The organism is Duganella sp. SG902 (assembly GCF_013376005.1).
GTDB lineage: Bacteria > Pseudomonadota > Gammaproteobacteria > Burkholderiales > Burkholderiaceae_D > Rugamonas.
Map to the genome: position 1 here is coordinate 67,611 of NZ_JABMJK010000006.1, position 24,102 is coordinate 91,712.

At 66.6% G+C, this 24,102-nt stretch carries 22 protein-coding genes; 12 read left to right on the forward strand and 10 right to left on the reverse strand.

The window, feature by feature from the left end:
• The first annotated feature begins 11 nt into the window (after positions 1-11).
• On the forward strand, positions 12-1,631 hold the full coding sequence (locus FHW83_RS14670; RefSeq protein ID WP_176647108.1) for a response regulator: 1,620 nt from the start codon (positions 12-14) through the stop codon (positions 1,629-1,631).
• Positions 1,632-1,707: 76 nt separating this feature from the next.
• A complete protein-coding gene (locus FHW83_RS14675) occupies positions 1,708-2,436 on the forward strand; it encodes a sensor histidine kinase (RefSeq protein WP_176647109.1) in 729 nt (242 codons plus the stop codon).
• Here FHW83_RS14675 and FHW83_RS14680 read toward each other — a convergent pair.
• Positions 2,433-3,713 (reverse strand): NAD(P)/FAD-dependent oxidoreductase, encoded by a 1,281-nt coding sequence (locus tag FHW83_RS14680; protein ID WP_176647110.1) that lies wholly within the window; start codon positions 3,711-3,713, stop codon positions 2,433-2,435. The genes FHW83_RS14675 and FHW83_RS14680 overlap by 4 nt on opposite strands.
• 40 nt (positions 3,714-3,753) lie before the next feature.
• A complete protein-coding gene (locus FHW83_RS14685) occupies positions 3,754-4,233 on the reverse strand; it encodes a hypothetical protein (protein WP_176647111.1) in 480 nt (159 codons plus the stop codon).
• 140 nt (positions 4,234-4,373) lie between these two features.
• Here FHW83_RS14685 and FHW83_RS14690 point away from each other — a divergent pair, with 140 nt between their 5' ends.
• The 4 genes from FHW83_RS14690 to FHW83_RS14705 are packed head-to-tail and all read left to right on the forward strand — an operon-like array spanning position 4,374 to position 8,947.
• Positions 4,374-4,808: a MarR family winged helix-turn-helix transcriptional regulator gene (locus tag FHW83_RS14690; RefSeq protein WP_176647112.1), complete on the forward strand. Its 435-nt coding sequence runs from the start codon at positions 4,374-4,376 to the stop codon at positions 4,806-4,808.
• Positions 4,805-6,343: a DHA2 family efflux MFS transporter permease subunit gene (locus FHW83_RS14695; protein ID WP_176647113.1), complete on the forward strand. Its 1,539-nt coding sequence runs from the start codon at positions 4,805-4,807 to the stop codon at positions 6,341-6,343. The genes FHW83_RS14690 and FHW83_RS14695 overlap by 4 nt, the downstream gene beginning before the upstream one ends.
• Before the next feature lie 11 nt (positions 6,344-6,354).
• Entirely contained in the window at positions 6,355-7,788 is a 1,434-nt protein-coding gene (locus tag FHW83_RS14700; protein WP_373997217.1) for an efflux transporter outer membrane subunit, read from the forward strand.
• 10 nt (positions 7,789-7,798) lie between these two features.
• Entirely contained in the window at positions 7,799-8,947 is a 1,149-nt protein-coding gene (locus tag FHW83_RS14705; RefSeq protein WP_176647115.1) for an efflux RND transporter periplasmic adaptor subunit, read from the forward strand.
• Here FHW83_RS14705 and FHW83_RS14710 read toward each other — a convergent pair.
• Genes FHW83_RS14710 through FHW83_RS14720 form a run of 3 tightly spaced genes read right to left on the reverse strand, consistent with a single transcriptional unit; the run spans position 8,944 to position 11,332 of the window.
• Entirely contained in the window at positions 8,944-10,467 is a 1,524-nt protein-coding gene (locus FHW83_RS14710; RefSeq protein WP_373997218.1) for a hypothetical protein, read from the reverse strand. The genes FHW83_RS14705 and FHW83_RS14710 overlap by 4 nt on opposite strands.
• Before the next feature lie 52 nt (positions 10,468-10,519).
• Entirely contained in the window at positions 10,520-10,780 is a 261-nt protein-coding gene (locus tag FHW83_RS14715; protein ID WP_176647117.1) for a hypothetical protein, read from the reverse strand.
• 54 nt (positions 10,781-10,834) lie between these two features.
• Positions 10,835-11,332: an Lrp/AsnC ligand binding domain-containing protein gene (locus FHW83_RS14720; protein WP_072788401.1), complete on the reverse strand. Its 498-nt coding sequence runs from the start codon at positions 11,330-11,332 to the stop codon at positions 10,835-10,837.
• 98 nt (positions 11,333-11,430) lie between these two features.
• Between FHW83_RS14720 and FHW83_RS14725 the strand changes: the two genes are divergently transcribed.
• The 3 genes from FHW83_RS14725 (at position 11,431) to FHW83_RS14735 (ending at position 14,749) form a co-directional block, all read left to right on the forward strand.
• Positions 11,431-12,714: a D-amino acid dehydrogenase gene (locus FHW83_RS14725; protein WP_176647118.1), complete on the forward strand. Its 1,284-nt coding sequence runs from the start codon at positions 11,431-11,433 to the stop codon at positions 12,712-12,714.
• Between the two features lie 164 nt (positions 12,715-12,878).
• Positions 12,879-13,718: an HDOD domain-containing protein gene (locus FHW83_RS14730; protein WP_176647119.1), complete on the forward strand. Its 840-nt coding sequence runs from the start codon at positions 12,879-12,881 to the stop codon at positions 13,716-13,718.
• Between the two features lie 5 nt (positions 13,719-13,723).
• Positions 13,724-14,749, forward strand: a complete 1,026-nt coding sequence (locus tag FHW83_RS14735) for a transporter (RefSeq protein WP_176647120.1) — start codon at positions 13,724-13,726, stop codon at positions 14,747-14,749.
• Here the strand turns inward: FHW83_RS14735 and FHW83_RS14740 are convergent.
• Both FHW83_RS14740 and FHW83_RS14745 read right to left on the reverse strand, forming a co-directional pair.
• Entirely contained in the window at positions 14,697-15,230 is a 534-nt protein-coding gene (locus tag FHW83_RS14740) for a hypothetical protein (RefSeq protein WP_176647121.1), read from the reverse strand. The two genes, FHW83_RS14735 and FHW83_RS14740, sit on opposite strands and share 53 nt — an antisense overlap.
• Positions 15,231-15,275: 45 nt before the next feature.
• On the reverse strand, positions 15,276-15,614 hold the full coding sequence (locus FHW83_RS14745; protein WP_176647122.1) for a hypothetical protein: 339 nt from the start codon (positions 15,612-15,614) through the stop codon (positions 15,276-15,278).
• A 122-nt stretch (positions 15,615-15,736) separates the two neighbouring features.
• On the opposite strand from FHW83_RS14745, the gene FHW83_RS14750 reads away from it, so the two are divergent.
• Genes FHW83_RS14750 through FHW83_RS14760 form a run of 3 tightly spaced genes read left to right on the forward strand, consistent with a single transcriptional unit; the run spans position 15,737 to position 19,707 of the window.
• On the forward strand, positions 15,737-16,954 hold the full coding sequence (locus FHW83_RS14750) for an MFS transporter (protein ID WP_176647123.1): 1,218 nt from the start codon (positions 15,737-15,739) through the stop codon (positions 16,952-16,954).
• Positions 16,951-17,571: a metalloregulator ArsR/SmtB family transcription factor gene (locus FHW83_RS14755; protein WP_176647124.1), complete on the forward strand. Its 621-nt coding sequence runs from the start codon at positions 16,951-16,953 to the stop codon at positions 17,569-17,571. Before FHW83_RS14750 ends, FHW83_RS14755 begins: the two co-directional genes overlap by 4 nt.
• A 36-nt stretch (positions 17,572-17,607) precedes the next feature.
• On the forward strand, positions 17,608-19,707 hold the full coding sequence (locus FHW83_RS14760; protein WP_229224190.1) for a TonB-dependent siderophore receptor: 2,100 nt from the start codon (positions 17,608-17,610) through the stop codon (positions 19,705-19,707).
• 13 nt (positions 19,708-19,720) lie between these two features.
• Here the strand turns inward: FHW83_RS14760 and FHW83_RS14765 are convergent, their stop codons facing one another.
• From FHW83_RS14765 to FHW83_RS14775, 3 genes are read right to left on the reverse strand one after another with little or no spacing between them, the layout of a single operon-like run.
• Positions 19,721-22,321 (reverse strand): EAL domain-containing protein, encoded by a 2,601-nt coding sequence (locus FHW83_RS14765; RefSeq protein ID WP_176647125.1) that lies wholly within the window; start codon positions 22,319-22,321, stop codon positions 19,721-19,723.
• Positions 22,318-22,752 carry a phosphate ABC transporter substrate-binding protein gene (locus tag FHW83_RS14770; RefSeq protein ID WP_176647126.1) on the reverse strand — a complete coding sequence of 145 codons (435 nt, stop codon included), beginning with the start codon at positions 22,750-22,752 and terminating at the stop codon, positions 22,318-22,320. The genes FHW83_RS14765 and FHW83_RS14770 overlap by 4 nt, the downstream gene beginning before the upstream one ends.
• Before the next feature lie 2 nt (positions 22,753-22,754).
• Positions 22,755-24,014, reverse strand: coding sequence for a hypothetical protein (locus FHW83_RS14775; protein ID WP_176647127.1), 1,260 nt, complete (start codon positions 24,012-24,014; stop codon positions 22,755-22,757).
• Positions 24,015-24,102 lie beyond the last annotated feature (88 nt).

The following is a 24,102-nucleotide window of genomic DNA, read 5'->3' on the forward strand; positions in this document are numbered from 1 at the left end:
CAGAGATACCCGTGCCTAAAATAGAAAAACCAAAGATCCTGGTCGTTAACGACGACGCCAACAGCCTGTTCGCGCTGACCAGCCTGCTCGCCCAATGGGCCGAGCAGGAAGGCTACGAAGTATTGGCGGCCCGCTCCGGTCAGGACGCCCTGCGTCAGGTGCTGATGCACGACTTCGCCGTGATCCTGCTGGACGTGAACATGCCCGGCATGGACGGTTTCGAGACGGCCGCCGCCATCCACGCGCGCGCGCGCTCGGCCGACATCCCCATCATCTTCATCACCGCCTTCCTGGCCGACGAGCTGGACCGTCTGAAGGCCTACCAGCATGGCGCGGTGGACTTCCTGTTCACGCCGGTGATCCCGCAAATCCTGTACGCCAAGATTTCGGTGTTCGTGGCGCTGGCCATGAAGAACGAGGAATTGAAAAAACAGGCGCGCCAGCTCAGCCAGCGCACCACCGAGCTGACCGCCACCAACCAGCGCCTGACGCGCGAGATCGCCGAGCGGCAGACGGTGGAACGGCAGAACCACGCCAAGGACGAGTTCCTGGCCATGCTGGGCCACGAGCTGCGCAATCCGCTGAGCGCCATCAGCAGCGCGGCCTCGCTGATCGGCCTGCCCGGGGTGTCGGCCGACGGCGTGCAGCGCGCCAAGAAAATCATCCAGCGCCAGAGCCAGCACCTGGGCCGTATCGTCGACGATCTGCTCGACCTGTCGCGCGCCATGTCCGGCAAGATCCTGCTGAACCGCGCCCCGCTCGACCTGGCGGCGCTGGTGGCGCAAACGCTGGAGACCTACCGCGCCACCGGGCGCAGCACCGACTACGAGCTGGAGCAGGACCTCGACCCGGGCTGGGTGGACGGCGACAGCACCCGGCTCGAGCAAATCGCCAGCAACCTGATCGACAACGCCCTCAAGTACACCCCGCCCGGCGGCCGCATCGAGATCCGCACCTGGGTCGAGCACGACGAGGTGCTGCTGAGCGTGCGCGACAGCGGCGTCGGCATTCCGGCCGACCTGCTGCCGCACGTGTTCGACGTGTTCGTGCAGGGCAGCAGCACGCTGGACCGCTCGCAGGGCGGGCTGGGCATCGGCTTGTCGCTGGTGCGCCGGCTGGCCGAGCTGCACGGCGGCAGCATCGAGGCCGACAGCCAGGGCGCCCACCGCGGCAGCACCTTCACGCTGCGCCTGCCGCGCGTCGTGCACCAGCCGCAGGCGGCGCCGGCCGCCGCCCCGCGCAGCGAGCACGGCAAGCCGCGCGTGCTGCTGATCGAGGACAACGACGACGGCCGCGAGATGATGGCGATGATGCTGGGCGGTTACGGCTACGACGTGCAGTCGGCGGCCGACGGCCTGCTGGGCCTGGACGCGGCGGCCAGCTATCAGCCCGACCTGGCGCTGGTGGACATCGGCCTGCCCGGCATCGACGGCTACGAGGTGGCGCGCCGCCTGCGCGCCGACCCGGCCACGCGCGAGATCAAGCTGATCGCCCTGACCGGCTACGGCCTGGCCGAGGACCTGCAGCGCGTGATGGACGCCGGCTTCGACCGCCACCTGGTCAAGCCGGTCGATATCGATCAACTGATGGAAGTGATCGATACCTGCGCGCAAGTCCCGGTCAGGCAATAGTCGTGCGCCCCCTCTGGCAAAGCTCCGGTATGATCGGAGCAAACCGTAGTCTGTCCGACTTAATAGAGAACAAACCATGTCCGTACCGGCACCGCAAGAACACCACAATTCCCAGCAAGACGCCCTGCGCAGCGCGGACCTGAGCGAGCTTTTGGGGCATGTCCACACCTGCTGGGACAACGAACGGCGCTCCCTGTCGCGCCAGCTGCACGACAGCCTCGGCTCGTCGCTGACGGCGCTCACCATGCACCTGGGCCTGCTGATGCAGAAGCTGCCGCCCGACCCGGCGCTGCAGGACCGCGCCGCGCACATGAAAAAGCTGCTGGGCCAGATCGTCGAAACCAATCGCCAGATGCAGCTCAAGCTGTGGAACGACAAGCTGGAATTCCTCGGCGTGCGGGTGGCGCTGGACGAGCTGGTCGCGCAGTTTGGCGAGCAGCGCGGCATCACCGCCCGCTGCAGCCTGCCGGAGGAGGAGCTCGATTGCCCGCGCAGCCACGGCATCGTGCTGCTGCACACGCTGGAGGAGGCGCTGCGCAACATCGTCGCGCACGCGCAGGCCACCGAGGTGGACGTCATCGTCGACGACAACGAGGACGAGGTCATGCTGACGGTGAAGGACAACGGCGTCGGCCTGAGCGGCCCGGTGCCGGCGGCGCGGGACCAGCCGGCCGGCAAGTTCGGCCTGCGCATGGCGCGCGAGCGGGCCGCCTACCTGGGCGGCACGCTGACGCTGGCGGCCGGCGCCGAGGGCGGCGTCACGCTCACCATGGTGCTGCCGAAGCCGCGCGCCGCCGTGGTTTAATGCAGCTTGACCAGCGGCGTGGTGCGCTTGATCAGGAAGCGCGCCACCGCCAGCACGGCGGTGCGCACCGTGCCCAGCACGGCCTGGTGATGCATCAGGTGCAGGCTCACGTACATCATGCGCGCCACAAAGCCATCCACGAACCAGCTTAAGCCCTTCAGCGAACCCATCAGGCTGCCGACCGAGGTGGTCTGGCCGAACGACACCAGCGAGCCATAGTCGCGATAGATGTAGGGCTTGCCCAGCGGCGGCTGGTTCCTTTGCTGGCGCAGGAAAGTCCGCAGCAGGTAATCGGCCTGCTGGTGCGCGGCCTGGGCGCGTGGCGGCACCAGCTTGCCATCGTCGCCGGCGCAGGCGGCGCAATCGCCCAGCGCGTAGATGTGATCGAAGCCCTTGACGGCCAGCGTGCCGTCCACGTCCAGCTGGCCGGACTTCACGGTCGGCAGGCCCAGCGTCTGGAGGAAATCGGGCGCCTTGATGCCGGCCGCCCACACCACGATTTGCGCCGGATACACCGTCTCGCCGGCGCGCACGCTGGTGGCGTCGATGGCGGTGACGCGGGTGCCGGTGACCACCGTCACGGCGCGCTGGCGCAGCAAGTCCAGCGCCGCGTCCGAGACTTTCTCCGGCAGCGGCGCCAGGATGCGCGGCGCGCCTTCCAGCAGGGTGATGCGCACATCGCGCTCGGCCTGCAGCTGGCGGAAGCCGTAGGCCGCGTACACGCCGCTGGCCTCGCGCAACTCGGCCGCCAGCTCGACGCCGGTGGCGCCGCCGCCGATGATGACCACGTCCACACCATTTTCCTTGTTCAGCTCGGCCAGCGTGAGCAGCTTGAGCAGGGTCAGGCGGAAGCGCTCGGCGTCCTCGGTGGCGTTCAGGGAGATGGTGTGTTCGGCCGCGCCGGGCACGCCGAAATAATTGGAGGTGCTGCCGACCGCGATCACCAGCTTGTCGAAGCGGATCCGCCGCTCGGGGAAGATCTCCTGCCCCTCGCTGTTGATGGCGCCCACCGTCAGCAGGCGCTGCCCCGGATCGAGCGCCCGCATCGGCCCGTAGACGAAGGTGAAGCCGTTGTCGTGCGCCAGCATCTGGTAGGACAGGCCTTCCTGGTGCACGTCCAGCGTGCCGGCCGCCACCTCGTGCAGCGAGGGCTTCCAGATGTGGAACAGGCGGCTGTCGACCAGCATCACCGCCTCCGGTCCCAGCTTGCGCCCGAGTTTGCAGGCGAGCTCCAGCCCGCCTGCCCCGCCGCCAACAATCACGAATTTACTTTGCAAAGCATACCCTTTCTTGATGGCGGCGCTCTACGCCGTGGGATCAGTCGCGTTTATCGTGTCCGTGGCCATTGCCGTTGCCGTGACCTTTGCCATGGCCTCGGCCCGGGCCGTCGTCGCGGCGGTCATCACGGTAATCGCGGCGGTCGTCGCGGCGGTCATCGTAACGGTCCGGGCCGCCGCCATGGCGTTCGCGGTAGCGCGGCACGTAGGTGTTGTTGTACCAGTTATCCTGCACGAAATACACGCGCTGGCCGCAGGCATGGTACTTGCCGCAATGCTTGGCCCAGTTCTTGGCGTGGCCAGGCGGCACGCGCAGGTAGATCGGCGCGCTCTCGACGTAGTGCACCGGACGCTCGATGATCACCGGCTGGCGGTAGATCAGTTGCGGCGCGGGATAGTCGCCGATATCGATGCGGCCATAAAAACCGGGTTGGCCGACGCTGATGGAAACACCCACATCGGTGGCAAAGGCGGAGGCAGACAAGGCCAGCAGGCTGGCGGCGAGTAACTTGGCTTTCATGATAAGTCTCTGTTTTTGTACGAGCGAAGGTGCTCATTTCACATGATAGTCGCTTCGGCGCAAATTTCCGTGCGCTAGCGAACATATATTACCTGTGCTAAACTAATCGTTAGATACCTAACCATTAGCACCGCAATCATATGTCTTCTATAGAAGAACGCTTCTCGGCCGCCCTGCACAATTCGGCCCGCGCCTGGCGCCTGGCCATCGACCGCCGCCTCAAGCACCTCAACCTGAGCCAGGCCAGCTGGATGGCGATCGCCCTCACCGCCAAGGAAAAGGAGCCGCCGTCGCAAACCCGGCTGGCCGCGCGCGCCGGCGTGGAAGACCCGACCATGGTGGCCACCGTCGACCGGCTGGTGAAGGCCGGCTACATGGTGCGCACGCCATCCGCCACCGACCGCCGCGTCAAGCTCCTCAGCCTGACGCCGGCCGGGCAGGAAGTGTACGAATCGGTATGGAAGGAGGCCGACGCCCTGCGCCGCGAACTGCTGGGCAACGTCGATCCCGACACGCTGCGTACCGTGACCACCTTCCTTGAAGCCATCCAGGCCAACATCGAGTCGCTGCCATGAGCGGCGCCGCAACCGTCGCCGCCGCGCCTGACGACGGCCTGAACCGCCGCATGATCACCATCTCGATCATGCTGGCGACCGTCATCCAGGCGCTCGACGGCACCATCGCCAACGTCGCCCTGCCGCACATGCAGGGCAGCCTGTCGGCCTCGCAGGACCAGATCACCTGGGTGCTGACCTCCTTCATCGTGGCCGCCGCCATCGCCACGCCGCTGACCGGCTGGCTGTGCGACCGCTTCGGCCAGAAGAACATCTTCCTTGCCTCGGTGGCCGGCTTCACGGTCGCCTCGGTGCTGTGCGGCCTGTCCGGCTCGCTGACCGAGATCGTGATCGCGCGCCTGCTGCAGGGGATCTTCGGCGCCGCGCTGGTGCCGCTGTCGCAAGCCACGCTGCTGGACATCAATCCGCGCGAGAAGCACGGCTCGGCCATGGCCGTGTGGGGCATGGGCGTGATGATCGGTCCCATCCTGGGCCCCACCCTGGGCGGCTGGCTGACCGACAGCTACGACTGGCGCTGGGTGTTCTTCATCAACGTGCCGGTCGGCGCGATGGCCTTCTACGGCATCTGGCGCTACATCCGCAAGGCCGAGGCGCCGCGCAAGATGCGCTTCGACGCGTTTGGCTTCGCCACCCTGAGCCTGGCCATCGGCGCGCTGCAAATGCTGCTCGACCGCGGCGAACAGAACGACTGGTTCGGCTCCACCGAAACGTGGGTCGAAGCCATCATCCTGGCGCTGAGCTTCGCCTGGTTTGTCGCCCACACGGCCACCCGGCCGGCCGGCAAATCCTTCTTCGATTACCGACTGCTGCGCAATGCCAACTACGTCAGCGGTCTGTTGTTCATCTTCATCGTGGGCCTGGTGCTGTACGCCACGCGGGCACTCACCCCCTCGATGTTGCAAAGCCTGATGGGCTACCCGGCCAAGATCGCCGGCCTGGTGACGGCGCCGAGCGGCATCGGCACCATGGTGGCGATGATGGTGGTCGGCCGCCTGGTGGGCAAGATCGACCTGCGCGTGCTGCTGGCGACCGGTTTCCTCATCACCGCCTTCTCGCTGTGGCAGATGACGGGCTACACGCTGGTGCTGTCGCAGAGCGACATCGTCTGGCCCGGCGTGATACAGGGCCTGGGCCTCGGGCTGGTGTTCGTGCCGCTGAGCGCCGCCACCTTCGCCACGCTGTCGCCCGAGATGCGCGCCGAAGGCACGGCCATCTACAGCCTGATACGCAACATCGGCAGCTCGATCGGCATCGCGCTGGTGCAAACGCTGCTGGCGCGCAACACGCAGACCGTGCATGCCTCGCTGGCGGAACACATCACCGCCACCAATCCGGCGCTGCTGGACAACCTGGCCACGCCGCAGGCGGCGGCCATGCTGAATAACGAGATCACCCGCCAGGCGTCGATGATCGCCTACGTGGACGACTTCTGGCTGATGATGATCGCGACGCTGTGCGTGATTCCGCTGCTGTTGCTGATTAAACCGCCACCCAAGACCGCACCGGCAGCGGTCGATCACGCTGCGATGGAATGAGGAGAAACCAAGTGAAAACCACGCTATCAATCCTGGCGGCGGCCGCCACGCTGGCCCTGGCCGGCTGCGCGCAGATCCCGCCCGACAGCCACGCGCTGGCCAGGCGCGACGTCGCCAACGCCGACCTGTCGGCCAACATCAAGCTGGCCAGGGAAGGCTGGCCGCAAGCGCAGTGGTGGACCGCCTACCATGACGAACAACTGAACGCCATCATCGCGCAGGCGCTGGCCAGTGGACCGTCGCTGGAGGTGGCGGCGGCGCACATCGGCAGCGCGCGTTCCTCGCTGTCGCGCAGCGTGGCCGACCTGGGCATCGCCGGCACCGTGAACGGCAACGTCAACCGCCAGCGCTACTCGGGCACCGGCCTGTTCCCGGCGCCGATCGGCGGCGCCTACTTCACCGAGGAGACATTGCGCCTGGACCTGCGCTACAACTTCGATTGGTGGGGCAAGAACCGCGCGCAGGTCGCCGCGGCCGTGGGCGAATTGAACGCCGGCCGCGCCGCCTACGCGGAAGCCGAGCAGGCACTGGCCGCGTCCATCGCGCAAAGCTATTTCCGCCTGCAGGGCGCGTGGGCGCGCCTGGCCAATACCGATCAACTGGCGGCCACACAAACGGCGCTGGTGCAAGACAAGGCCAAGCTCATCGCCCAAGGCCTGGCCAACGCCGACGACCAGCGCGCAGCCGAGGCGGAACTGCGGCAGACCGCCAGGCAGCAGGCCGCGCTCAAAGCCGATATCGAGCACGAACGCGAAGCGCTGCGCGCGCTGGCCGGCGCCAGCAGCGCCGCGCTTGCCGACCTGAAGCCAGTCACCATGTCGCCAACGCCGCACGCCCTGCCGGCGCACCTCGGCATGGAACTGCTGGCGCGCCGTCCTGACCTGCAAGCGGCGCGCTGGAAGCTGGAAGCCTCGCTCAGCAAGATCGATGCTGCCAGGGCCGCGTTCTATCCGGACGTGAACCTGACCGGCTCGATTGGTCTGAATAGCGTGAAGGCGGAAGACCTGCTGCAACTGGCCAGCCGCACCTTGTATATCGGGCCGAGCGTATCGCTGCCGCTGTTCGACAGCAAACGCCTCGATGCGGAACTGGACAGCGCGCGCACCAACCGCAACGAACGCATCGCCGAATACAACCAGACCATCGTCGAAGCCGTGCGCGAAGTGGCGCAAGGCGGCGCGCAACTGCAAGGCATCGAACAACAGATCACGCAGCAGGCGGCGGCCACCGCGATGGCGCGCGCGCAACTGGCATCGGCACAGAAGCGGCTCGAGCACGGCCTGGCCGACAACAGCGGCGTGCTCAACGCGCGCCTGGCCCTGCTCAAGCAGCAGGATGCCGACCTCTATCTGCAACAGGTACAACTGCTGGCCGAAGTCGCGCTGACCAACGCGCTGGGCGGCGGCTATCACGAAGAAGCACCGCTGGCGACCGCCATCAAATAAGGATCACATCATGAGCACCGACACCACCCAACCCAATGAAAAAAAGCGCAAGTTCATGCTGGCGGCGATCACGCTGGCCTTCATCGCCGCCGGCGCGGCGTATGCGGTCTACTACGCGGCCGTACTGTCCAAGGTGCAGGAGACCGACAACGCCTACGTGGGCGGCAACCTGGTCAACCTGTCGTCGCAGGTGACCGGCAACGTGACCGAGATCCGCGCCGACGAGACGCAGATGGTGCAAGCGGGCGCGCCGCTGATCCAGCTCGATGCGGCCGACGCCGACATCGCGCTGGCGCAGGCCGACGCGAAGCTGGGCGCCGCCGTGCGTCAGCAGCGCCAGCGCTACGCCGACGTGGCCCAGTACGACGCCACCGTCGCACTGCGCAAGCTGCAATTGAAGAATGCCGAAGACGACCTGGCGCGCCGCAAACCGCTGGCCGCCGACCACACCATCTCCGGCGAGGAAGTCGAACACGCGCGCCAGGCCGTGGCCGATGCGCGCGCGGCGATCGCGGTCGCGCTCAGGCAGGAGGAAGCGGCCAAGGCCGGCGTCAGCGGCGTATCGGTGGCGCAGCATCCGGCGGTGCAGGCGGCCAAGGCCGACTATGTGCAGGCATGGCTGGCGTCGCGCCGCAACACCATCCTGGCGCCGGTGTCGGGCTACGTGGCCAAGCGCAGCGTGCAAATCGGCGCGCGCGCCACGCCGGGCACCTCGCTGATGGCGATCGTGCCGCTGGACCAGCTGTGGGTGGACGCCAACTTCAAGGAATCGGAATTGAAGAACATCCGCGTCGGCCAGCCGACCAAGGTGGAGGCGGACATGTATGGCAGCAAAGTGCAATTCCATGGCCGCGTGGTGGGCCTGTCGGCCGGCACCGGCAGCGCCTTCTCGCTGCTGCCGGCGCAAAACGCCAGCGGCAACTGGATCAAGGTGGTGCAGCGCCTGCCGGTGCGCATCGCGCTCGATCCGAAGGAGCTGAAGGAACACCCGCTGCGCATCGGCCTGTCGACCACCGTGTCGGTCGACGTGAGCAAGACCGACGGCCCGGTGCTGGGCGCGGCCATGCCGCAAACGCCGGTCTACACCACGCAGGCGCTGACGCAGCCGCTGCAACAAGCCGCCAGCGCCGCCGACGCCATCATCGCCCGCAACCTCTAACGCAACTCGGCGTCCAGCTGGCGGATGGCGGCTTGGGCCTGGGTGATCACGCGGTCGGCGATGCGCTGGCGCATGCCGGGCACGCGCCCGGCGGCTTCGGCTTCCAGCAAAATCGGCGTCAGCATCTGCACGGCCGAGTCGCGGAAGCCCTCCGCCACTTGGTCCAGCTGGGCGTTGAACGATTGCTCCGCCGCCAGTAGCTGCTTGCGCAGCTCTTCCTCAAAGGCGATGCGCTTGTCGCGGATTTCGGTGCGTTTGCGCTTGCCGCCATCGGTGAACCACTTGAACGCGCCGGCCAGCAGCACCGCGCCGCCGACGAACGGCGCCACCGGCGCCACCACTGGCAGCACCACGGCCGCGCCGATCAGGTAGGCCGCCGTGCCGGTGCTGGCCGCCACCGCCGCGCCGCTGACCAGCGTCACATTGGCCGCCGTATCGAGCTTGTTGACGATGCGCGTGCCGATGCGCATGCGCGGCATCAGCTTGGCCAGCGCGGCGTGATGCTGCCGCTGGAACACGCTCGCCTGCCCCAGCTTCATCCCCGACTGGAACAGCCGCAAGTCTTCCTGCAACAGCTGCAAGGCCTGCTCCTTGCGGCGCACGATGCGGTCCAGACGCCGCTCCATCTCCTGCCCGAACTGATTGCGGCCCATGCTGGCCCACACGTCCTCGTCTTTCCACTTATCGGTGTTGAGGCGGTCCGTCATCGCCAGTTCGATGGCGTTGCCGGCGTCGTGCACGGCGTCGTCGATTTCCTCGCTCATCAGGCGGCGCTCGTAGGCGATGCGCTGATCGACCAGGATCAGGCGCTGCGTCACCTGGTTTTTCAGGTCATTGGCGGCGCTGACCAGCGAGCTGGCGGCGGCCTCGCCCACCGACAGCAGGCGCGCCTGCTCCAGATAGTTGCCGATATCCTGCGTGATGGCGGCGGTGGTGGCGCGCACCACGTCGCGCAGCGCGGTTTGGTCGATTTCGCCGGACTGGAAATGGCGAGCGTGGGTGATCAATTCCTGCTGACCGGCGGTGCGGCCGAAATCCGCCACCGCGTCGGCCAGCGAGCGGCCGCGCACCAGCCGGCGCGCCTGCTCGCCGAGATTGGCGAGCAGGCCGCGCTCCTCGGCCGGCGGCAGGCGTTCCAGGTCTTCCGGCGACAGCCGCACCGACAGCGCTTTCGCCAGCCGCTGCGCCAATGGGCGTGCGTCGGCGCCGTGCAGCGCCAGCAGCGGGATGGTCATGCTCAGCGCATGTTCGCGCGCCTGCTGGTCGATGCCGGTGCAGCTGCGGCTGAGCGCGTTCAGCGCCCAGTCGACTTCCACGCCCGATTCGATGGCGTTCAGGACCAGCGCGGTGAAGACGGCGGACGACTGGCCATCGCCGGCGATGTCGGTGACGGCGGCGAACTGGGCCAGTGTGAGGCTGCCGCCGTTACCGGCGATCGCCCCCACCGCCCGCGCGTAAGCGGAGCTGAAACTCTGGTCGGAAGACAGATGCTCGTCCAGCGAGCGCACAACAATATCCACGCCTGCTCCAGTTGGTTGTGATGCCATTATGGCATTGTAACTGAAGCGCGGCTTAGTGAGGCAGGGCGCGGATGAGTGCGATGATGGCGCCAACCGTAATCGTGGTCTGGGCCATAAACAACGAGACCATCCACATCAGGATATCGGCTTTAAACTCCTTGAACTCGGCTCTTACCCACTCTTTCGTTGCCAAGGTGTCCTGGAGATTATGCAAAGCTTCGCCCAACGCATCGGCGTGCGCCAGCGCCTGCTCGGGCGCCACGCCGCCATCCTCGAGCGTTTTACGATATTTGGTGGATTCGACGGAGTTCATGGGAACAGTATGCGCCGCCGGCCGACGATTGCAAGCGGCGCACTTTGATGTGGATCAGCCCTGCACCACTTCGGTCGATAAAGTCAGCGTTTCCTTGATTTCTTCCATCACGACATAACTTTTCGACTGCGCCGCGCCAGGCAGGCTGAGCAGCATCTCGCCCAGCAGCTTGCGGTACTCCGCCATCTCATGAATGCGCGCCTTGATCAGATAGTCGAAGTCGCCCGACACCAGATGGCACTCCTGCACCTCCGGAATCCGCAGCACCTCGCGCCGGAATTGCTCGAACGCCGGCCCCGACTTCTGGTTCAGCGTGATCTCCACAAACACCAGCAGCTTGGCCCCCAGCGACGGCGGATCGATGCGCGCGTGGTAACCGGTGATCACGCCATCCCGCTCCATGCGCTTGACCCGCTCGATGGTCGGCGTGGTCGACAAGCCGACCTGCTCGCCCAGGTCCTTCATCGAGATCCGCCCGTCCTCCTGCAGGATCTGCAATATCTTTCTGTCCAGCTTATCCAGCCCCCGGACCGATTCTTTTTGAATTCGCATGAAAATCCACTGTTTTATCGAATATATACAGTAACAAACACTAGCAGAACCAGCATACCATAGCAAAATCCAATGAAGTTAAATAATCGGGGGCAATAATGCGCGTAGTTATCCTGGGTAGCGGTGTGATCGGCGTGACCAGCGCCTATTATCTGGCCAAGGCCGGCCACGACGTCACCGTGCTGGACCGCCAACCCGGCCCCGCCCTCGAGACCAGCTTCGCCAACGCCGGCCAGATCTCGCCCGGCTACGCCTCGCCATGGGCCGCCCCCGGCATCCCGCTGAAAGCCATGAAATGGATGGTGCAGCGCCACGCGCCGCTGTCGATCAAACCCGACGGCACCCTGTTCCAGCTGCAATGGATGTGGCAGATGCTGCAGAACTGCAATGCCGAACGCTACGCCGTCAACAAGGAACGCATGGTGCGCCTGGCCGAGTACAGCCGCGACTGCTTCAAGGCCCTGCGCGCCGCCACCGGCATCGAATACGAAGGCCGCCAGCAAGGCACGACCCAGCTGTTCCGCACCCAGGAGCAGATGGACGCCGCCGCCAAGGACATCAGCGTGCTGGAGGAAACCGGCGTGCCGTACGAACTGCTGAGCCGCGAGCAATTGGTCCAAGCCGAGCCCGGCCTGGCCCGCAACAAGCTGGTCGGCGGCCTGCGCCTGCCCAACGATGAAACCGGCGACTGTCAGCTGTTCACCACCCGCCTGACCGCCATGGCCGAGGAGCTGGGCGTGAAATTCCGCTACGGCATGGACATCACCGGCCTGCTGACCGAGGGCGACACCATCAAGGGCGTCAAATGCGGCGACGAGCTGGTGACTGCGGAATCCTACGTGGTGGCCATGGGCGCCTACTCGACCGCGCTGCTCAAGGACCTGGTGAAAATCCCGGTGTACCCGCTGAAAGGCTATTCGATCACCGTGCCGATCGTGAACGCCGGCGCCGCGCCGGTCTCCACCATCCTGGATGAGACCTACAAAATCGCCGTCACCCGCTTTGACGACCGCATCCGCGTGGGCGGCATGGCCGAGATCGCCGGCTTCGACAAGACCCTGAACCCGCGCCGCCGCGAAACGCTGGAGATGGTGGTCAACGACCTGTTCCCCGGCGCCGGCAACACCGCCGAAGCCAGCTTCTGGACCGGCCTGCGTCCCATGACCCCGGACGGCACGCCGATCGTCGGCCGCACCGGCTTGCGCAACCTCTACATCAACACCGGCCACGGCACGCTGGGTTGGACCATGTCGTGCGGCTCGGCGCAACTGCTGTCGGACATCCTGTCCGCGCGCCGCCCGGCCATCCGCGCCGACGACCTGTCGGTCAGCCGTTACAGCGCCGAACGCGGCGCGCGCTCGCCGCAGCTGGTCAACGCCTGAGCGCTCCTTTCCGCGGCGCCCGATCGCGGCGCCGCGCGCCGTGTCACACGCCTGTCATCCGCGCCACGCCATCTGTCGCATCGGCGTGCGCTATCTGCGCATGAACCCACATTAAGACCGTTCGAGCGTTGAGATTGGGGCCAAGCCTGCGTATAATTTTGACCATGAACAAACTCGAAGCATACGGCCATATCGCGGCCCTCGCCATCCGTGGCGAACTCGTCTTTCCAACCAGCGTGAACGCGGCGCTGCGCGTACAACTGGCATTGGACGATCCCGATTGCCCCATCGACACCGCCATCAGCCTGGTGCTGGCGGAGCCGTTGCTGGCCGCGAAAACCGTGGCCATCTCGAACTCCGCCATGTTCAACCGCGCCGGCGCGCCGGTCGTGACCAACGTGCGCGGCGCCATCATGCGCATCGGCTACCAGAACCTGTTCGCGCTGGCGGCCGCCATGGTGGTGCGCCAGTTCGGCAGCAAGATCTCCGACCCCGCGCTGCGCAACAAGGCCGAGAAACTGTGGGACCACACCATCGCCGTGGCCGCGCTGGGCCGGCTGATCGCCCGCCACGTCACCGGCGTCAACGAGGACACCGCGCTGTTCGCCGGCATCGTGCACGAGGTGGGCGGCTTCTACCTGCTGTCGCGCGCCGACGAATTCCCCGGCCTGCTCGACGAGGATCCGGAGAACTGGCACTCGGCCAGCGAGGAAATCATCACCCGCGAAGTGATGCGCAAGCTGTGCATCCCCGAGCCGGTGGCAGACGCCATCGAGGGCCTGCGCGACAGCTTCATGTCGATCCCGCCCGACACCCTGCTCGACACCCTGCTGCTGGCCAACCACCTGACGCCGGTGAAATCGCCGCTGCAGGAACCGCAGCGCGACCTGCCGCCGCATTCCGACTCGGCCATCGACCTGTTCATCGACGAGCAAAAACTGGCCAGCATGCTGGAAGAGGCCAAGCGCGATGCGGCCGAAATGAGCGCCGCGCTGCTGGTCTGAGCCCGATGCAGAGCGCGCCGCTGTCCTACGGTTCCGACCAATCCGGCCTGGTGTGCGGCTATCTGTTCGGCCGCGGCGCCGACGGCAAAGGCCAGCCGCTGGACACCGACGCCGCCTGCGCGTGGCTCAAACAGCGCGACCAGCATCCGCGGGAATTCATCTGGCTGCACTACAACCTGGCCAACACCGCCAGCGAAAAATGGCTGCACGAGCACACCGCGCTGCCGGATGAATTCTACGAAAGCCTGCACGAAGGCCCGCGCTCGACCCGCATCGAACTGGCCGACAACACCCTGATCGCCGTGGTCAACGACGTGCTGCACGACTTTTCGTTCGAGCCGTCGGACATTTCCACCTTGTGGCTCAGCGTGGACAAGCAAATCGTCATCAGCGCGCGCCGCAAGCCGCTGCGCGCGGTGGACAGCCTGCGCAACGCCGTGCGCAATGGCGAGACGATCCGCTCATCGGTCGAACTGCTGATCCACCTGCTGCGCGACCAGGCCGACGCGCTGATCAAGATCGTGCGCGACGCGATTGCCACCGTGGACAGCATCGAGGACAGCCTGCTGGCCGGCAAACTGACCACCAAGCGCGCCAGCCTGGGCGCGCAGCGGCGCGTGCTGGTGCGCCTGCAGCGCCTGCTGGCGCCGGAGCCATCGGCCCTGTTCCGCCTGCTGCAAAAGCCGCCGGCGTGGATGGCCGAGATCGACGCGCAGGAACTGCGTCAATCGACCGAGGAATTCTCCATGGTGCTGGCGGACATGGCGTCGCTGCAGGAGCGCATCAAGCTGATCCAGGAGGAAATCGCCGCTTTGGCCAGCGAGGCCAACAACCACAGCCTGTTCGTGCTGACCGTGGTGACCGTGTTGGCGCTGCCCATCAACATCATCGCCGGCCTGCTGGGCATGAACGTGGGCGGCATACCGCTGGCGGAATCGAAGCACGGCTTTCTGATCGTGGTGGTGATCGTGGCCAGCTTTACCGTGATCGCCGGCTGGCTGGCCTTCCGCCGCCAGCGCGACGTGCGCTAGGGCGGGACGCGCGCAAGCCGCGCAGGCGGAACGCGCCGGCCAGCACCGCCGCGACACCCATCGCCAGCGCGATCAGATTATCGCGCCGGTAAGCGGCGCGCACCTCGGCCAGCGTGGCCGTCTCCTTGCCGCCGACGGCCACGCCGTAGACCGTATAAAAATCGCCGGGCGCGAAGCCGATGCCGGTTTGCTGCTGGCGGAAAAACCGCACGCTGATGGGGTACATGGCGCCATCCCGGATGGTGGCGCGCTGGCGGCCATCGGCATCGCCCTTGGCGTACAACACCAGCCGCTGCTGGTCGGACAGGATGAAATACAGCGCCCCGCGCGTCTCCTGCTGCCACACCACGCGCCCGCGCGCCGTCTCCAGCTGCTCGGGCCTGGGAAAGCGATACTCGAGAACGCCAAACAGCGCCATCAGGCCGACGCCGAGCCAAAGAAAAAAATACGCGCCCCGCTCGCCGGCAAACCAGTCTTTCATGTTGAGTTTGCTTGTATGAAAAGCCGTATGATACAGCCTCGCTTTTCACGGCTGCACCAGTTTCACCACAATCAGAACCAAGGTTGAGTTCATGGCTGCCACGCCAACCAGCGTGGTAATCATCCACTTCGTTATGCGCGTTTCCAGCTTGTATAAATCTGCCTTGGTTACACAGTTTTGCTGAAGCGCGAGCAGCGTGGCATCAATGCGGGCGATTTCGCTGCGCAGTGAACCTTCGAGCTTGGCAAGATCTTCTTTTGTTGCAGCGGTCCTGGACAACACCGCCACTTCCGCGGTCAGCGCGGCAAGATTGCGTTCGACCGTCGTCAGCCGCCGATCCAGCGACGCCAGTTGTTCTTCGATTTGTGCGGTCTGCGTTTCCATGCCATCCATCTTGCGCCGCGCATCCCAGCCCAGACAAGCTGAGCAGGTTTGATCTTCGTCAAACACATAATTTATAAACTTTTTTGTTTACTTATTGTTGAGCCAGGCTTACAGTGGAGGGCATGAAAACACATCTGCTTATCGCCTCGGCTTGCCTGCTGGCTTTGCTGTCGACCATCGGGGCGGCGCTGCCGTATCCCATCCTGCCGCCGCTGTTCGCGGCTGGCGCCACCAACGGCCTGAATACCTTCCTCGGCCTGCCGCCCAAGCTGCTGTTCGGCCTGGCCCTGACCATCAATCCGCTTGGCCTGCTGATCGGCTCGGCGCTGCTGGGGCCGATGTCGGACCGCTACGGCCGCCGTCCGGTGCTGCTGGTGACCGCCGTCGGCGCCGCCATCGGCCATGCCGTGACCGCTGGCGCGCTGATCATCGAGAACTATCCGCTGTTCATCGTCGCCCGTTTCGTGACCGGCCTGCTGGAGGGCAGCGGTTCGGTCGCGCGCGCGCTGCTGGCCGACCGTCTCGACGGCGACCTGCGCCGCAAGGCGCTTTCGTGGCTGAACGGCGCCTTCTACATGGGCTGGCTGGCCGGGCCGCTGCTGGCTGGCGCCACCCTGCAATTCGGCATCACCACACCGTTCTGGGTCGCCGTCGCCGCCCTGCTGCTGGTGGCCGCGCTGGTGGCCGCCACGCTGCCGCGCGAAGCCGCTTCCGGCGCCACCACCTCGTGGTGGCAGGTCGCGCGCGACCGCCACTCGCTCAACCTGCTGCGCGAGCCGGACCTGCGCAGCCTGTTCATCGTGACGCTGGCCTACACCTGCGGCGTCACCGCGTTCTACGAGTTCTACCCGCTGTGGCTGGTGGAAGTGCCCGGCTACGGCGCCCAGGGCATCGCCTGGGTCACGGCCGCCATGTGCGCTGTGATGACCGCCACCACCATCGTGGCGGGCCGCCCGTTCAAGGGCGAACCGCTGCTGCGCGCGCGCCTGTATGCCTTCACCGTGGCCGCCATCATCGCCCTGCTGGCCGCCAGCAATGCCACGCTGGGACTGATCTGCATCATCCTGTACGGCATTCCGCATTCGTTCTACAACGCCATCGTGCCGAACTACTGCGCCGAACGCTTCGGCGGCGCCCACGGCCAGGGCGCGGTGATGGGCCTGATCTCCACCACCTTCTGCCTGGCCAACATCATCATGGCGCTGGCCGGCGCGGTGCTGACGCTGATCGATACCCGCCTGATCCTGCTGCTGGGCGCCGCCCTCAGCGCCTGGTCGGCCTGGCGCATGCACAGCTGGCACCACAGCATGCATCGCCGCGTGGAGGGCGCCGTGCCATGAACACCGCCGAACAGACGCTGTTCCTGCTCAAGACGCGCGGCCCGCAAACCGCCCAGCAACTGGCCGCCCTGCTCGATCTGACGTCCATGGGCGCGCGCAGGCAGCTGGAATCGTGGCAGGAAAAAGGCATGGTCACCTATGAAGACGTGGCCGACAAGCCAGGCCGCCCGTCGCGCCGCTGGCTGCTGACCCAGGCCGGCCACGACCGCTTCCCCGATCGCCACGCCGAGCTGACCCTGCAATTGATCGACCAGGTGCGCACGCTGTTTGGCGACGCCGGCCTGGAAAAGCTGATCAGCTCGCGCGAGGCGGCCAGCGAGCGCGACTACCGCCAGCACCTGGCCGGCAGCCGCACGCTGCGGGAACGGGTGCAGGCCCTGGTGCAAGCCCGCACCAGCGAAGGCTACATGGCCGAGCTTGAACAACAGGACGACGGCAGCCTGCTGCTGATCGAAAACCACTGCCCGATCTGCGCCGCCGCCCGGCAATGCCAGAAATTCTGCCGCTCGGAGCTGGACGTGTTCCAGCGCGTGCTGGGGCCGGATTGCTCGGTCGGACGGGTCGAACACCTGCTGGGAGGCGCGCGCCGTTGCGTGTACGTCATTAAAACTCTATAATAAGAATCATTCTCATTCTTATTCAAGGAGTTCCGCATGCCCCGTCACCTGCCCCTGCGCCCGATGTTGCTGGCGTTGTCGATGATTTATTCCGGCCTGGCCGTCGCCGCCGACGACACATCCGACACGCAAATGCAGACGGTGACGGTCACCGGCACCGCGGAAGAAAACGTCTACACCGCCCGCAACACCAAGTCCGCCGGCAAGCTGGAATTGTCGCTGCGCGAGACCCCGCAGTCGGTCTCGGTGGTCACGCGCGCGCTGATGGACGATTTCAAGCTCGACAACATCAACTCGGTGCTGGCCGCCACCACCGGCGTCACCGTGGAAAAGGTTGAAACCAGCCGCACCTACTACACCGCACGCGGCTTCGACGTGGTCAACTTCCAGTACGACGGCGTCGGCATGCCGCAAGTGTTCGGCAATGTGCAGGGCGACATCGACACCGCGCTGTACGAGCGCATCGACATCGTGCGCGGCGCCAACGGCCTGATGGCGTCCACCGGCAACCCTTCCGCCACCGTCAACTTCATCCGCAAGCGCCCGACCGCCGGCACCACCGCCAGCGCCAGCCTGACGCTCGGTTCGTGGAACCAGCGCCGCATCGAGGGCGATGTCAGCACCAAGCTGAATGACAGCGGCACCGTGGCTGGCCGCGCCGTGCTGGTGCAGCAGGAAAGCGACTCCTACCTGGACCGCTTCTCGCCCAAGAAGACCGTGGCGTACGCGGTGGTGGAAGCCCAACTCGGCACGGATAGCCTGCTGACCGTCGGCCACACCTACGAGACCAACCGCAGCAAGGGCGTGATGTGGGGCGCGCTGCCGCTGTACTACGCCGACGGCAGCCCGACCAATTACCCGGTATCGACCAACACCTCGGCCAACTGGTCGCGCTGGGACACCACCACCAACACCACCTTCGCGGAACTGAGCCACAATCTGGGCCAGGGCTGGAAGGTGCAAGGCACGCTCAGCTACATCACCGACAAGTCGGACTCCAACCTGCTGTACGTGTACGGCACGCCCAACAAGACCGGGGGCGGCGGCCTGTACGCCTATCCGTCGCAATACGGCGCCGATCAGAAGCAGACCCTGGCCGATCTCGCGGTCGACGGCAAGTTCAACCTGGGCGGCCGCCAGCACGACCTGAGCTTCGGCTACAGCTGGTCGCGCTCCAAGCTGAACGACGCGTCGCACTACGGCCAGGGCATCGGCACCGAAATGCCGGGCCAGACGGCGTTTGACGGCAGCTACCCGATGCCGACCTTTGACGCCTCCACCGACGGCAGCAGCTATGAGGATCGCCGCAACACGCTGTTCCTGGCCGCGCGCTTCAACCTGGCCGACGACTGGAAGCTGCTGACCGGCCTGAATTCCACCCGCGCCAGGAGCAACGGCAATTCCTACGGCACCAGCAAGTACAAGTCGGCCAGCAAGACCACGCCATATGTGGGCGTGGTGTACGACATCAACAAGGAATGGTCGGCCTACGCCAGCCACACCGAGATCTTCAATCCGCAAAGCGAGATCGACGCCACCGGCACGCCGCTCGATCCGATCGAGGGCAAGACCACCGAGGCCGGCCTGAAGGCCGCGCTGTTCAACGGCAAGCTGAATGCCTCGGGCGCGGTGTTCAAGACCCAGCAGGACAACACCGCCGAGCAAGCCGGCATGATCGGCGCCAAGGCTTACTACCGCGGCGTGAACGCGGAGTCGCAGGGTTATGAATTCGATCTGTCGGGGGATCTCAACAAGGACTGGCAGGCCAGCGCCGGCTTCACCCGCCTGACCTCGCTCAAGGGCGAAGACGGCAAGGCGGTGCGCACCTTCATTCCACGCTCGACGCTGCGCGTGAACACCACCTACCGCGTGCCTGCCCTGCCGGCGCTGAAGGTGGGCGGCACGCTGGCCTGGCAGAGCGAGACCTGGATCGATCAGGGCGGCGGCATCCGCACCGTGCAGCCGTCGTACGCCACGCTGGGCCTGATGGCGCGCTACGAAATCGACAAGCACCTGTCGCTGTCGGTCAACCTGAACAACGTGACCGACAAGAAGCACCTGACCAGCCTGTACTGGACCCAGAGCTACTACGCGGCGCCGCGCAACGGCAGCGCCACGCTGAGCTGGACGTACTAAGTCCGGCCGCCATTCAGGCGGCCCTCATCGCCGGCGCGCCCAGCAGGGCCGCCAGTTGCGCCGGCGCCAGCGGACGGCTGAACAGGTAGCCCTGCATCTCGTCGCAGCCGTTCTCGCGCAGGAAGCTGCGCTGCTGCTCGGTCTCCACGCCTTCCGCGATCACGCGCAGCCGCAGGCGGTGCGCCAGGCTGATGATGGAGCTGGCGATCGCCTCGTCGCCGCTGCTGCGTCCCAGGTCGCGCACGAAGGACTTGTCGATCTTCAGGGTGGAGATCGGGAACGACTTCAGCGCCGACAGGCTCGAATAGCCGGTGCCGAAGTCGTCGATCGACAGCGACACGCCCATCGCCCGCACCTGCGCCATCTTGGCCACGGCCTGCTGCAGGTCGCGCATGATGACGCCTTCCGTCACCTCCAGCTCCAGCCATTCCGGCGCCAGGCCGCTGTCGTCCAGCGCCTGCCGCACGCGCTCCACCAGGCCGTGCTCCTCGAACTGGCGCGGCGACACGTTGACCGACACGCACAGCGGTGGCAAGCCGGCGTCCTGCCATGCGCGGTTCTGGCGGCACGCGGTGCGCAGCACCCATTCGCCCAGCGCCACGATCAGGCCGCTTTCCTCGGCCAGCGGGATGAAGCGGTCCGGCCCGATCACGCCGTGCTCCGGATGCTCCCAGCGCACCAGCGCTTCCACCCCGAACACCCGGCCGTCGCGCAGGTCGACCTTGGGCTGGTAGACCAGCCGGAACTGGTCCTCGTCAAGCGCGCAGCGCAGGCCTTCCAGCAGCACCAGCTTTTCCTCGATGCTGGCGTTCATTTCGCGGGTGTAGAACTGGCAGTTGTTCTTGCCCTTCTCCTTGGCGCGGTACATGGCCGCGTCGGCGTTCATGAGCAGGGTTTCGGCGTCGTCGCCGTCGTTCGGATACACGGCCACGCCGATGCTGCAGCTGACCTGCACCTCCTGCCCGCACAGGCTGATCGATTGCAGCACCGCCTCGCGCACGCGCTCCAGCACCGGCGCCGCGTCCACGGCGGAACCCGGCTCGGCCAGCAGCAGCACGAACTCGTCGCCGCCGAAGCGGCCCACGGTGTCGCTGGCGCGCAGGCAGCCGGACATGCGTTCGGCCACCACCTTCAGCAGCTCGTCGCCGGCGTTGTGGCCGAGGCCATCGTTCACCAGCTTGAAGCCGTCGAGGTCGATGAAGGCCACCAGCACCGAGCCGCCATTGCGCTGGGCCTGGGCGATGGTGAGGTCGAGGCGGTCGCTGATCAGGCTGCGGTTCGGCAGGCCGGTCAGGGTGTCGTGGTGCGCCAGGTGCAGCATGCGCTCCTCGGCCAGCTTGCGCTCCGAAATATCGCGCACGATGGCGACGATGCCGCCGTGCACCGCCACCACCTGCTGGTGCAGCCAGCGCGCGCGCAGCTGCGGCACCGTGCTCTGCCATTCCTGCTCGTGCACGCCGCCGACGTGGGCCACGTGGATCAGATGTTCCAGCATGCCGTTCTCGCGCGCCTGCGGCATCAATTCGCACAGTGTCTTGCTGCATAGTTTCTGCTTGCTGAAGCCGGTCATCTTCTCGGCGCGCACGTTGGCGTCGACGAAGCTGAAGTCGAAGATGCGGCCCTGCGCGTCGCGCATCTCGCGCATGACGAAGAAGGCGTCCAGGCTGGCCGCCGAGGCGGCCGCGTAGGTTTCCTGCGCCTGCCGCATGCGCGCGCGGGTGCGCGCGCCCTGCCACGACCACAGCCACAGCAGCCCTGCGACCAACACCAGCGCCGCGCTGAGGATGCCGGCCTCCCACAGCTTCTCGCGCCGCTGGCGTTCAAAGCCGGCCATCAGGTCGGCCTCGTCCAGCCCGACCAGCACGCTCAGGCCGATGCCGTGCAGCTCGCGCGTGCCGCTGTACTTGCCGGCGTTGCCCTCGAGCCGCTGGCCGAAGGAGATCCTGTCGCCGCTGCGCAGCACCCGCACCACGCCGTCCGTGCCCACCAGCCCCAGCCGGCCATGCTCGCCCAGGCGGCTGCGCTCGTAGCTGCTGGTGAAATAGGCGGGATCGGTTTCGACGATGACGATGCCGGCGAAATCGCCATGCACGTCATCCACCCGGCGCGTGAAGTGCAGGTGCCATTCGCTGTTGGCGGCGTCGCGCGTGGCCGGGCTGACGTAGGTGGCGCCGCTGTCGCGCTCGACGTGGAATTGGAAGTAAGGCTGGTCCGCCACCGAGATCGGCAGCGTGCGCGGATTGCTGGCCACCGTCATGCCGTTGCGGTCGACGATGCTGACCACGAACACCACGCCCGGCGGCAGCAAGCCCTCGCGGCCCAGCTCCGGCAAGGCGCCCAGCGCGCCCTTGCGCTCGACCGCGTACTTCAGCACGCGCAGGGTCTGGTCGATGCCGTCGATGCTGCGCGCCACCTGCGCCTCGTAGGTGCCCAGCATCTCCTGCAGCGAATCGGCGGCCGCCTCCCGCGCGTGCTCGCGCTCGGCGTCGATCTCGTGGAAGGTCACCAGCCAGATCGACACCAGCAGCAGCAAGGCGAACAGCGGCAGCGAGACGTGGGTGTCGAGGCCGCGCCGCAGCCAGCGCGCGCGCAAGGTTTCCTTGGCGGAGGTCATGGGGTCACCTGTATGGCTTTGACGCTGGCGTCCAGCGCGGATCGATCGATGTAGGCGATCATGGCCGGGTTGTCGGCCACCATCTTGCGCACGGCGGCGCTGTTGGGCAGCTCGCGCGGCGGCTGGGCGCGGCCGGTGAACACCATCTTGGTCCAATAGGCCTTCATCAGCGCCGGCGTGCGCGCCGCCACCTTGTAGTAGAAGTCGTCGCGCAGCGGGCTGCCGAACGGCAGGTCGAGCGCGGTCGCCTCCTCGCCGCCGGGGAAGCGGCCGGTCTGCGACAGGAAGATGGCCGCCACCTGCTCGGCGCGCAACGCCGTGACCGGATTCCTGGCCGAGACGATGACCACGAAATCGGACGCCGCCGCCGCGCCCGAAAGCAGCACGCCGGCCAGCAACAGCAATCGCAATGTGGAAATGAGCTTTTGCATGGTCAGAACACAAAGTCGAGGGCCGCGCTCACCACCGTGATCGGCCGGCCTGAACGGAAGCCCGGCTGCACGTTGACGAAGGTGCCGGTGGAACCCCGCTCCGGCGTGAAGCGGCCGGCCTGCAGCTTGAAGGCATAGTTGGGGCGGAAGTCCCAGCGCACGCCGGCGCTGGCGCTGTGCTGGCGCGGGATCGCCGCCAGCAGTTGATTGAGGCCGGCGTTGAGCCGGGTGCCGGCGGCCGCGTACGGCGCCGGCAAGGCGCCCAGCTCAAGCCCGGCCACGCTGGTCTCCACGTTGGCGCGCGAGAAGGAATACACCAGGTAAGGCGTCACATCGCCGCAGCGGTAGCCGCCGCTCACGTAGCCGGTGGTTTTGTCGCCCAGATAGGAATGCGTCTTCATGCGGCCGATCTCGCCCATGGCGAACCACTGGCCCGGATCGTAGTTGAAGCCGAGCGACACCACCAGCGCGCGCTTGGCCGCCAGCTCATAGCGTTCCACCAGCGCCTGGCCCTGCGGGCCGAACTGGCGCATGCCGTCAAACAGCGGACGCGCCACGTCCACGCTCAATTCGGCCGTCATCGCGCTGGCGCGCATGGTCAGCGCGCCGGCGGTGGCGGTATTGGACAAGCCGGTCAGGCGGCGCGCCTGCGCGCCCGTCCCCGCCGCCAGCGGCAGGTCGGTATGGCCGAGGAAGAATTGCGTCAGGTGGTTGGTGTCGCCCGCCCGCCAGCGGTAGCTGGCGTCGACGCCGTCGCTGTTGGAGAGCGGGATGGCGCCGTACAGCTCCACCGGCGGCCGCACCCACGGCAAGGCGTAACCGGCCTTGCGGTAGTCGCCGCTCAGGAACAGCGGCAGCGCGATGCGGCCCACGCGCAGGCTCAGGTCCGGCGTGGCCTGGTATTGCACGTTCGCCCACTCCACCACCGGCGCGTAGCCGTTGCGCAGGGTGTGCTCGGCCACCAGCTGCAGCACCGCCGACCATTTGCTGTCCAGATTCACGCCCAGCTGCACGCCCAGGCGGCTGTCCACCGCCGGGCTCCAGCGGTGGGTGTGGCCGGCGTCGCCCGGCGTCAGCGCGTTGGCGGTGAAGTCGGAATTCCTGTCGCTGCTGTGCACCACGCCCAGCGTGCCGAAACCGCCGAAGCTCACCACCCGCGCGCCGTCGTCGTCGTCCACAGGCTCGCCTGCCAGGGCTGCACAGCAGCCCAGCATGGTGACGGCGGCGAGCGAGGCCCGCATGGTCGAAAAATCGGCGTTCATACACAGTTCCTTACGTGCGTGCGCGGTCCGCGCAAGGCAGCGTTTGTTTGGGCTGGATGGGAGAGGTTCCGGCGTGCGGCACAAGGAC

Coding starts and splice junctions, on each gene's coding strand:
- FHW83_RS14675 (WP_176647109.1), top strand. CDS start 1,708: ATGTCCGTACCGGCACCGCAAGAACACCACAATTCCCAGCAAGACGCC.
- FHW83_RS14685 (WP_176647111.1), bottom strand. CDS start 4,233: ATGAAAGCCAAGTTACTCGCCGCCAGCCTGCTGGCCTTGTCTGCCTCC.
- FHW83_RS14690 (WP_176647112.1), top strand. CDS start 4,374: ATGTCTTCTATAGAAGAACGCTTCTCGGCCGCCCTGCACAATTCGGCC.
- FHW83_RS14695 (WP_176647113.1), top strand. CDS start 4,805: ATGAGCGGCGCCGCAACCGTCGCCGCCGCGCCTGACGACGGCCTGAAC.
- FHW83_RS14705 (WP_176647115.1), top strand. CDS start 7,799: ATGAGCACCGACACCACCCAACCCAATGAAAAAAAGCGCAAGTTCATG.
- FHW83_RS14715 (WP_176647117.1), bottom strand. CDS start 10,780: ATGAACTCCGTCGAATCCACCAAATATCGTAAAACGCTCGAGGATGGC.
- FHW83_RS14720 (WP_072788401.1), bottom strand. CDS start 11,332: ATGCGAATTCAAAAAGAATCGGTCCGGGGGCTGGATAAGCTGGACAGA.
- FHW83_RS14725 (WP_176647118.1), top strand. CDS start 11,431: ATGCGCGTAGTTATCCTGGGTAGCGGTGTGATCGGCGTGACCAGCGCC.
- FHW83_RS14730 (WP_176647119.1), top strand. CDS start 12,879: ATGAACAAACTCGAAGCATACGGCCATATCGCGGCCCTCGCCATCCGT.
- FHW83_RS14735 (WP_176647120.1), top strand. CDS start 13,724: ATGCAGAGCGCGCCGCTGTCCTACGGTTCCGACCAATCCGGCCTGGTG.
- FHW83_RS14740 (WP_176647121.1), bottom strand. CDS start 15,230: ATGAAAGACTGGTTTGCCGGCGAGCGGGGCGCGTATTTTTTTCTTTGG.
- FHW83_RS14745 (WP_176647122.1), bottom strand. CDS start 15,614: ATGGAAACGCAGACCGCACAAATCGAAGAACAACTGGCGTCGCTGGAT.
- FHW83_RS14750 (WP_176647123.1), top strand. CDS start 15,737: ATGAAAACACATCTGCTTATCGCCTCGGCTTGCCTGCTGGCTTTGCTG.
- FHW83_RS14755 (WP_176647124.1), top strand. CDS start 16,951: ATGAACACCGCCGAACAGACGCTGTTCCTGCTCAAGACGCGCGGCCCG.
- FHW83_RS14760 (WP_229224190.1), top strand. CDS start 17,608: ATGCCCCGTCACCTGCCCCTGCGCCCGATGTTGCTGGCGTTGTCGATG.
- FHW83_RS14765 (WP_176647125.1), bottom strand. CDS start 22,321: ATGACCTCCGCCAAGGAAACCTTGCGCGCGCGCTGGCTGCGGCGCGGC.
- FHW83_RS14770 (WP_176647126.1), bottom strand. CDS start 22,752: ATGCAAAAGCTCATTTCCACATTGCGATTGCTGTTGCTGGCCGGCGTG.
- FHW83_RS14775 (WP_176647127.1), bottom strand. CDS start 24,014: ATGAACGCCGATTTTTCGACCATGCGGGCCTCGCTCGCCGCCGTCACC.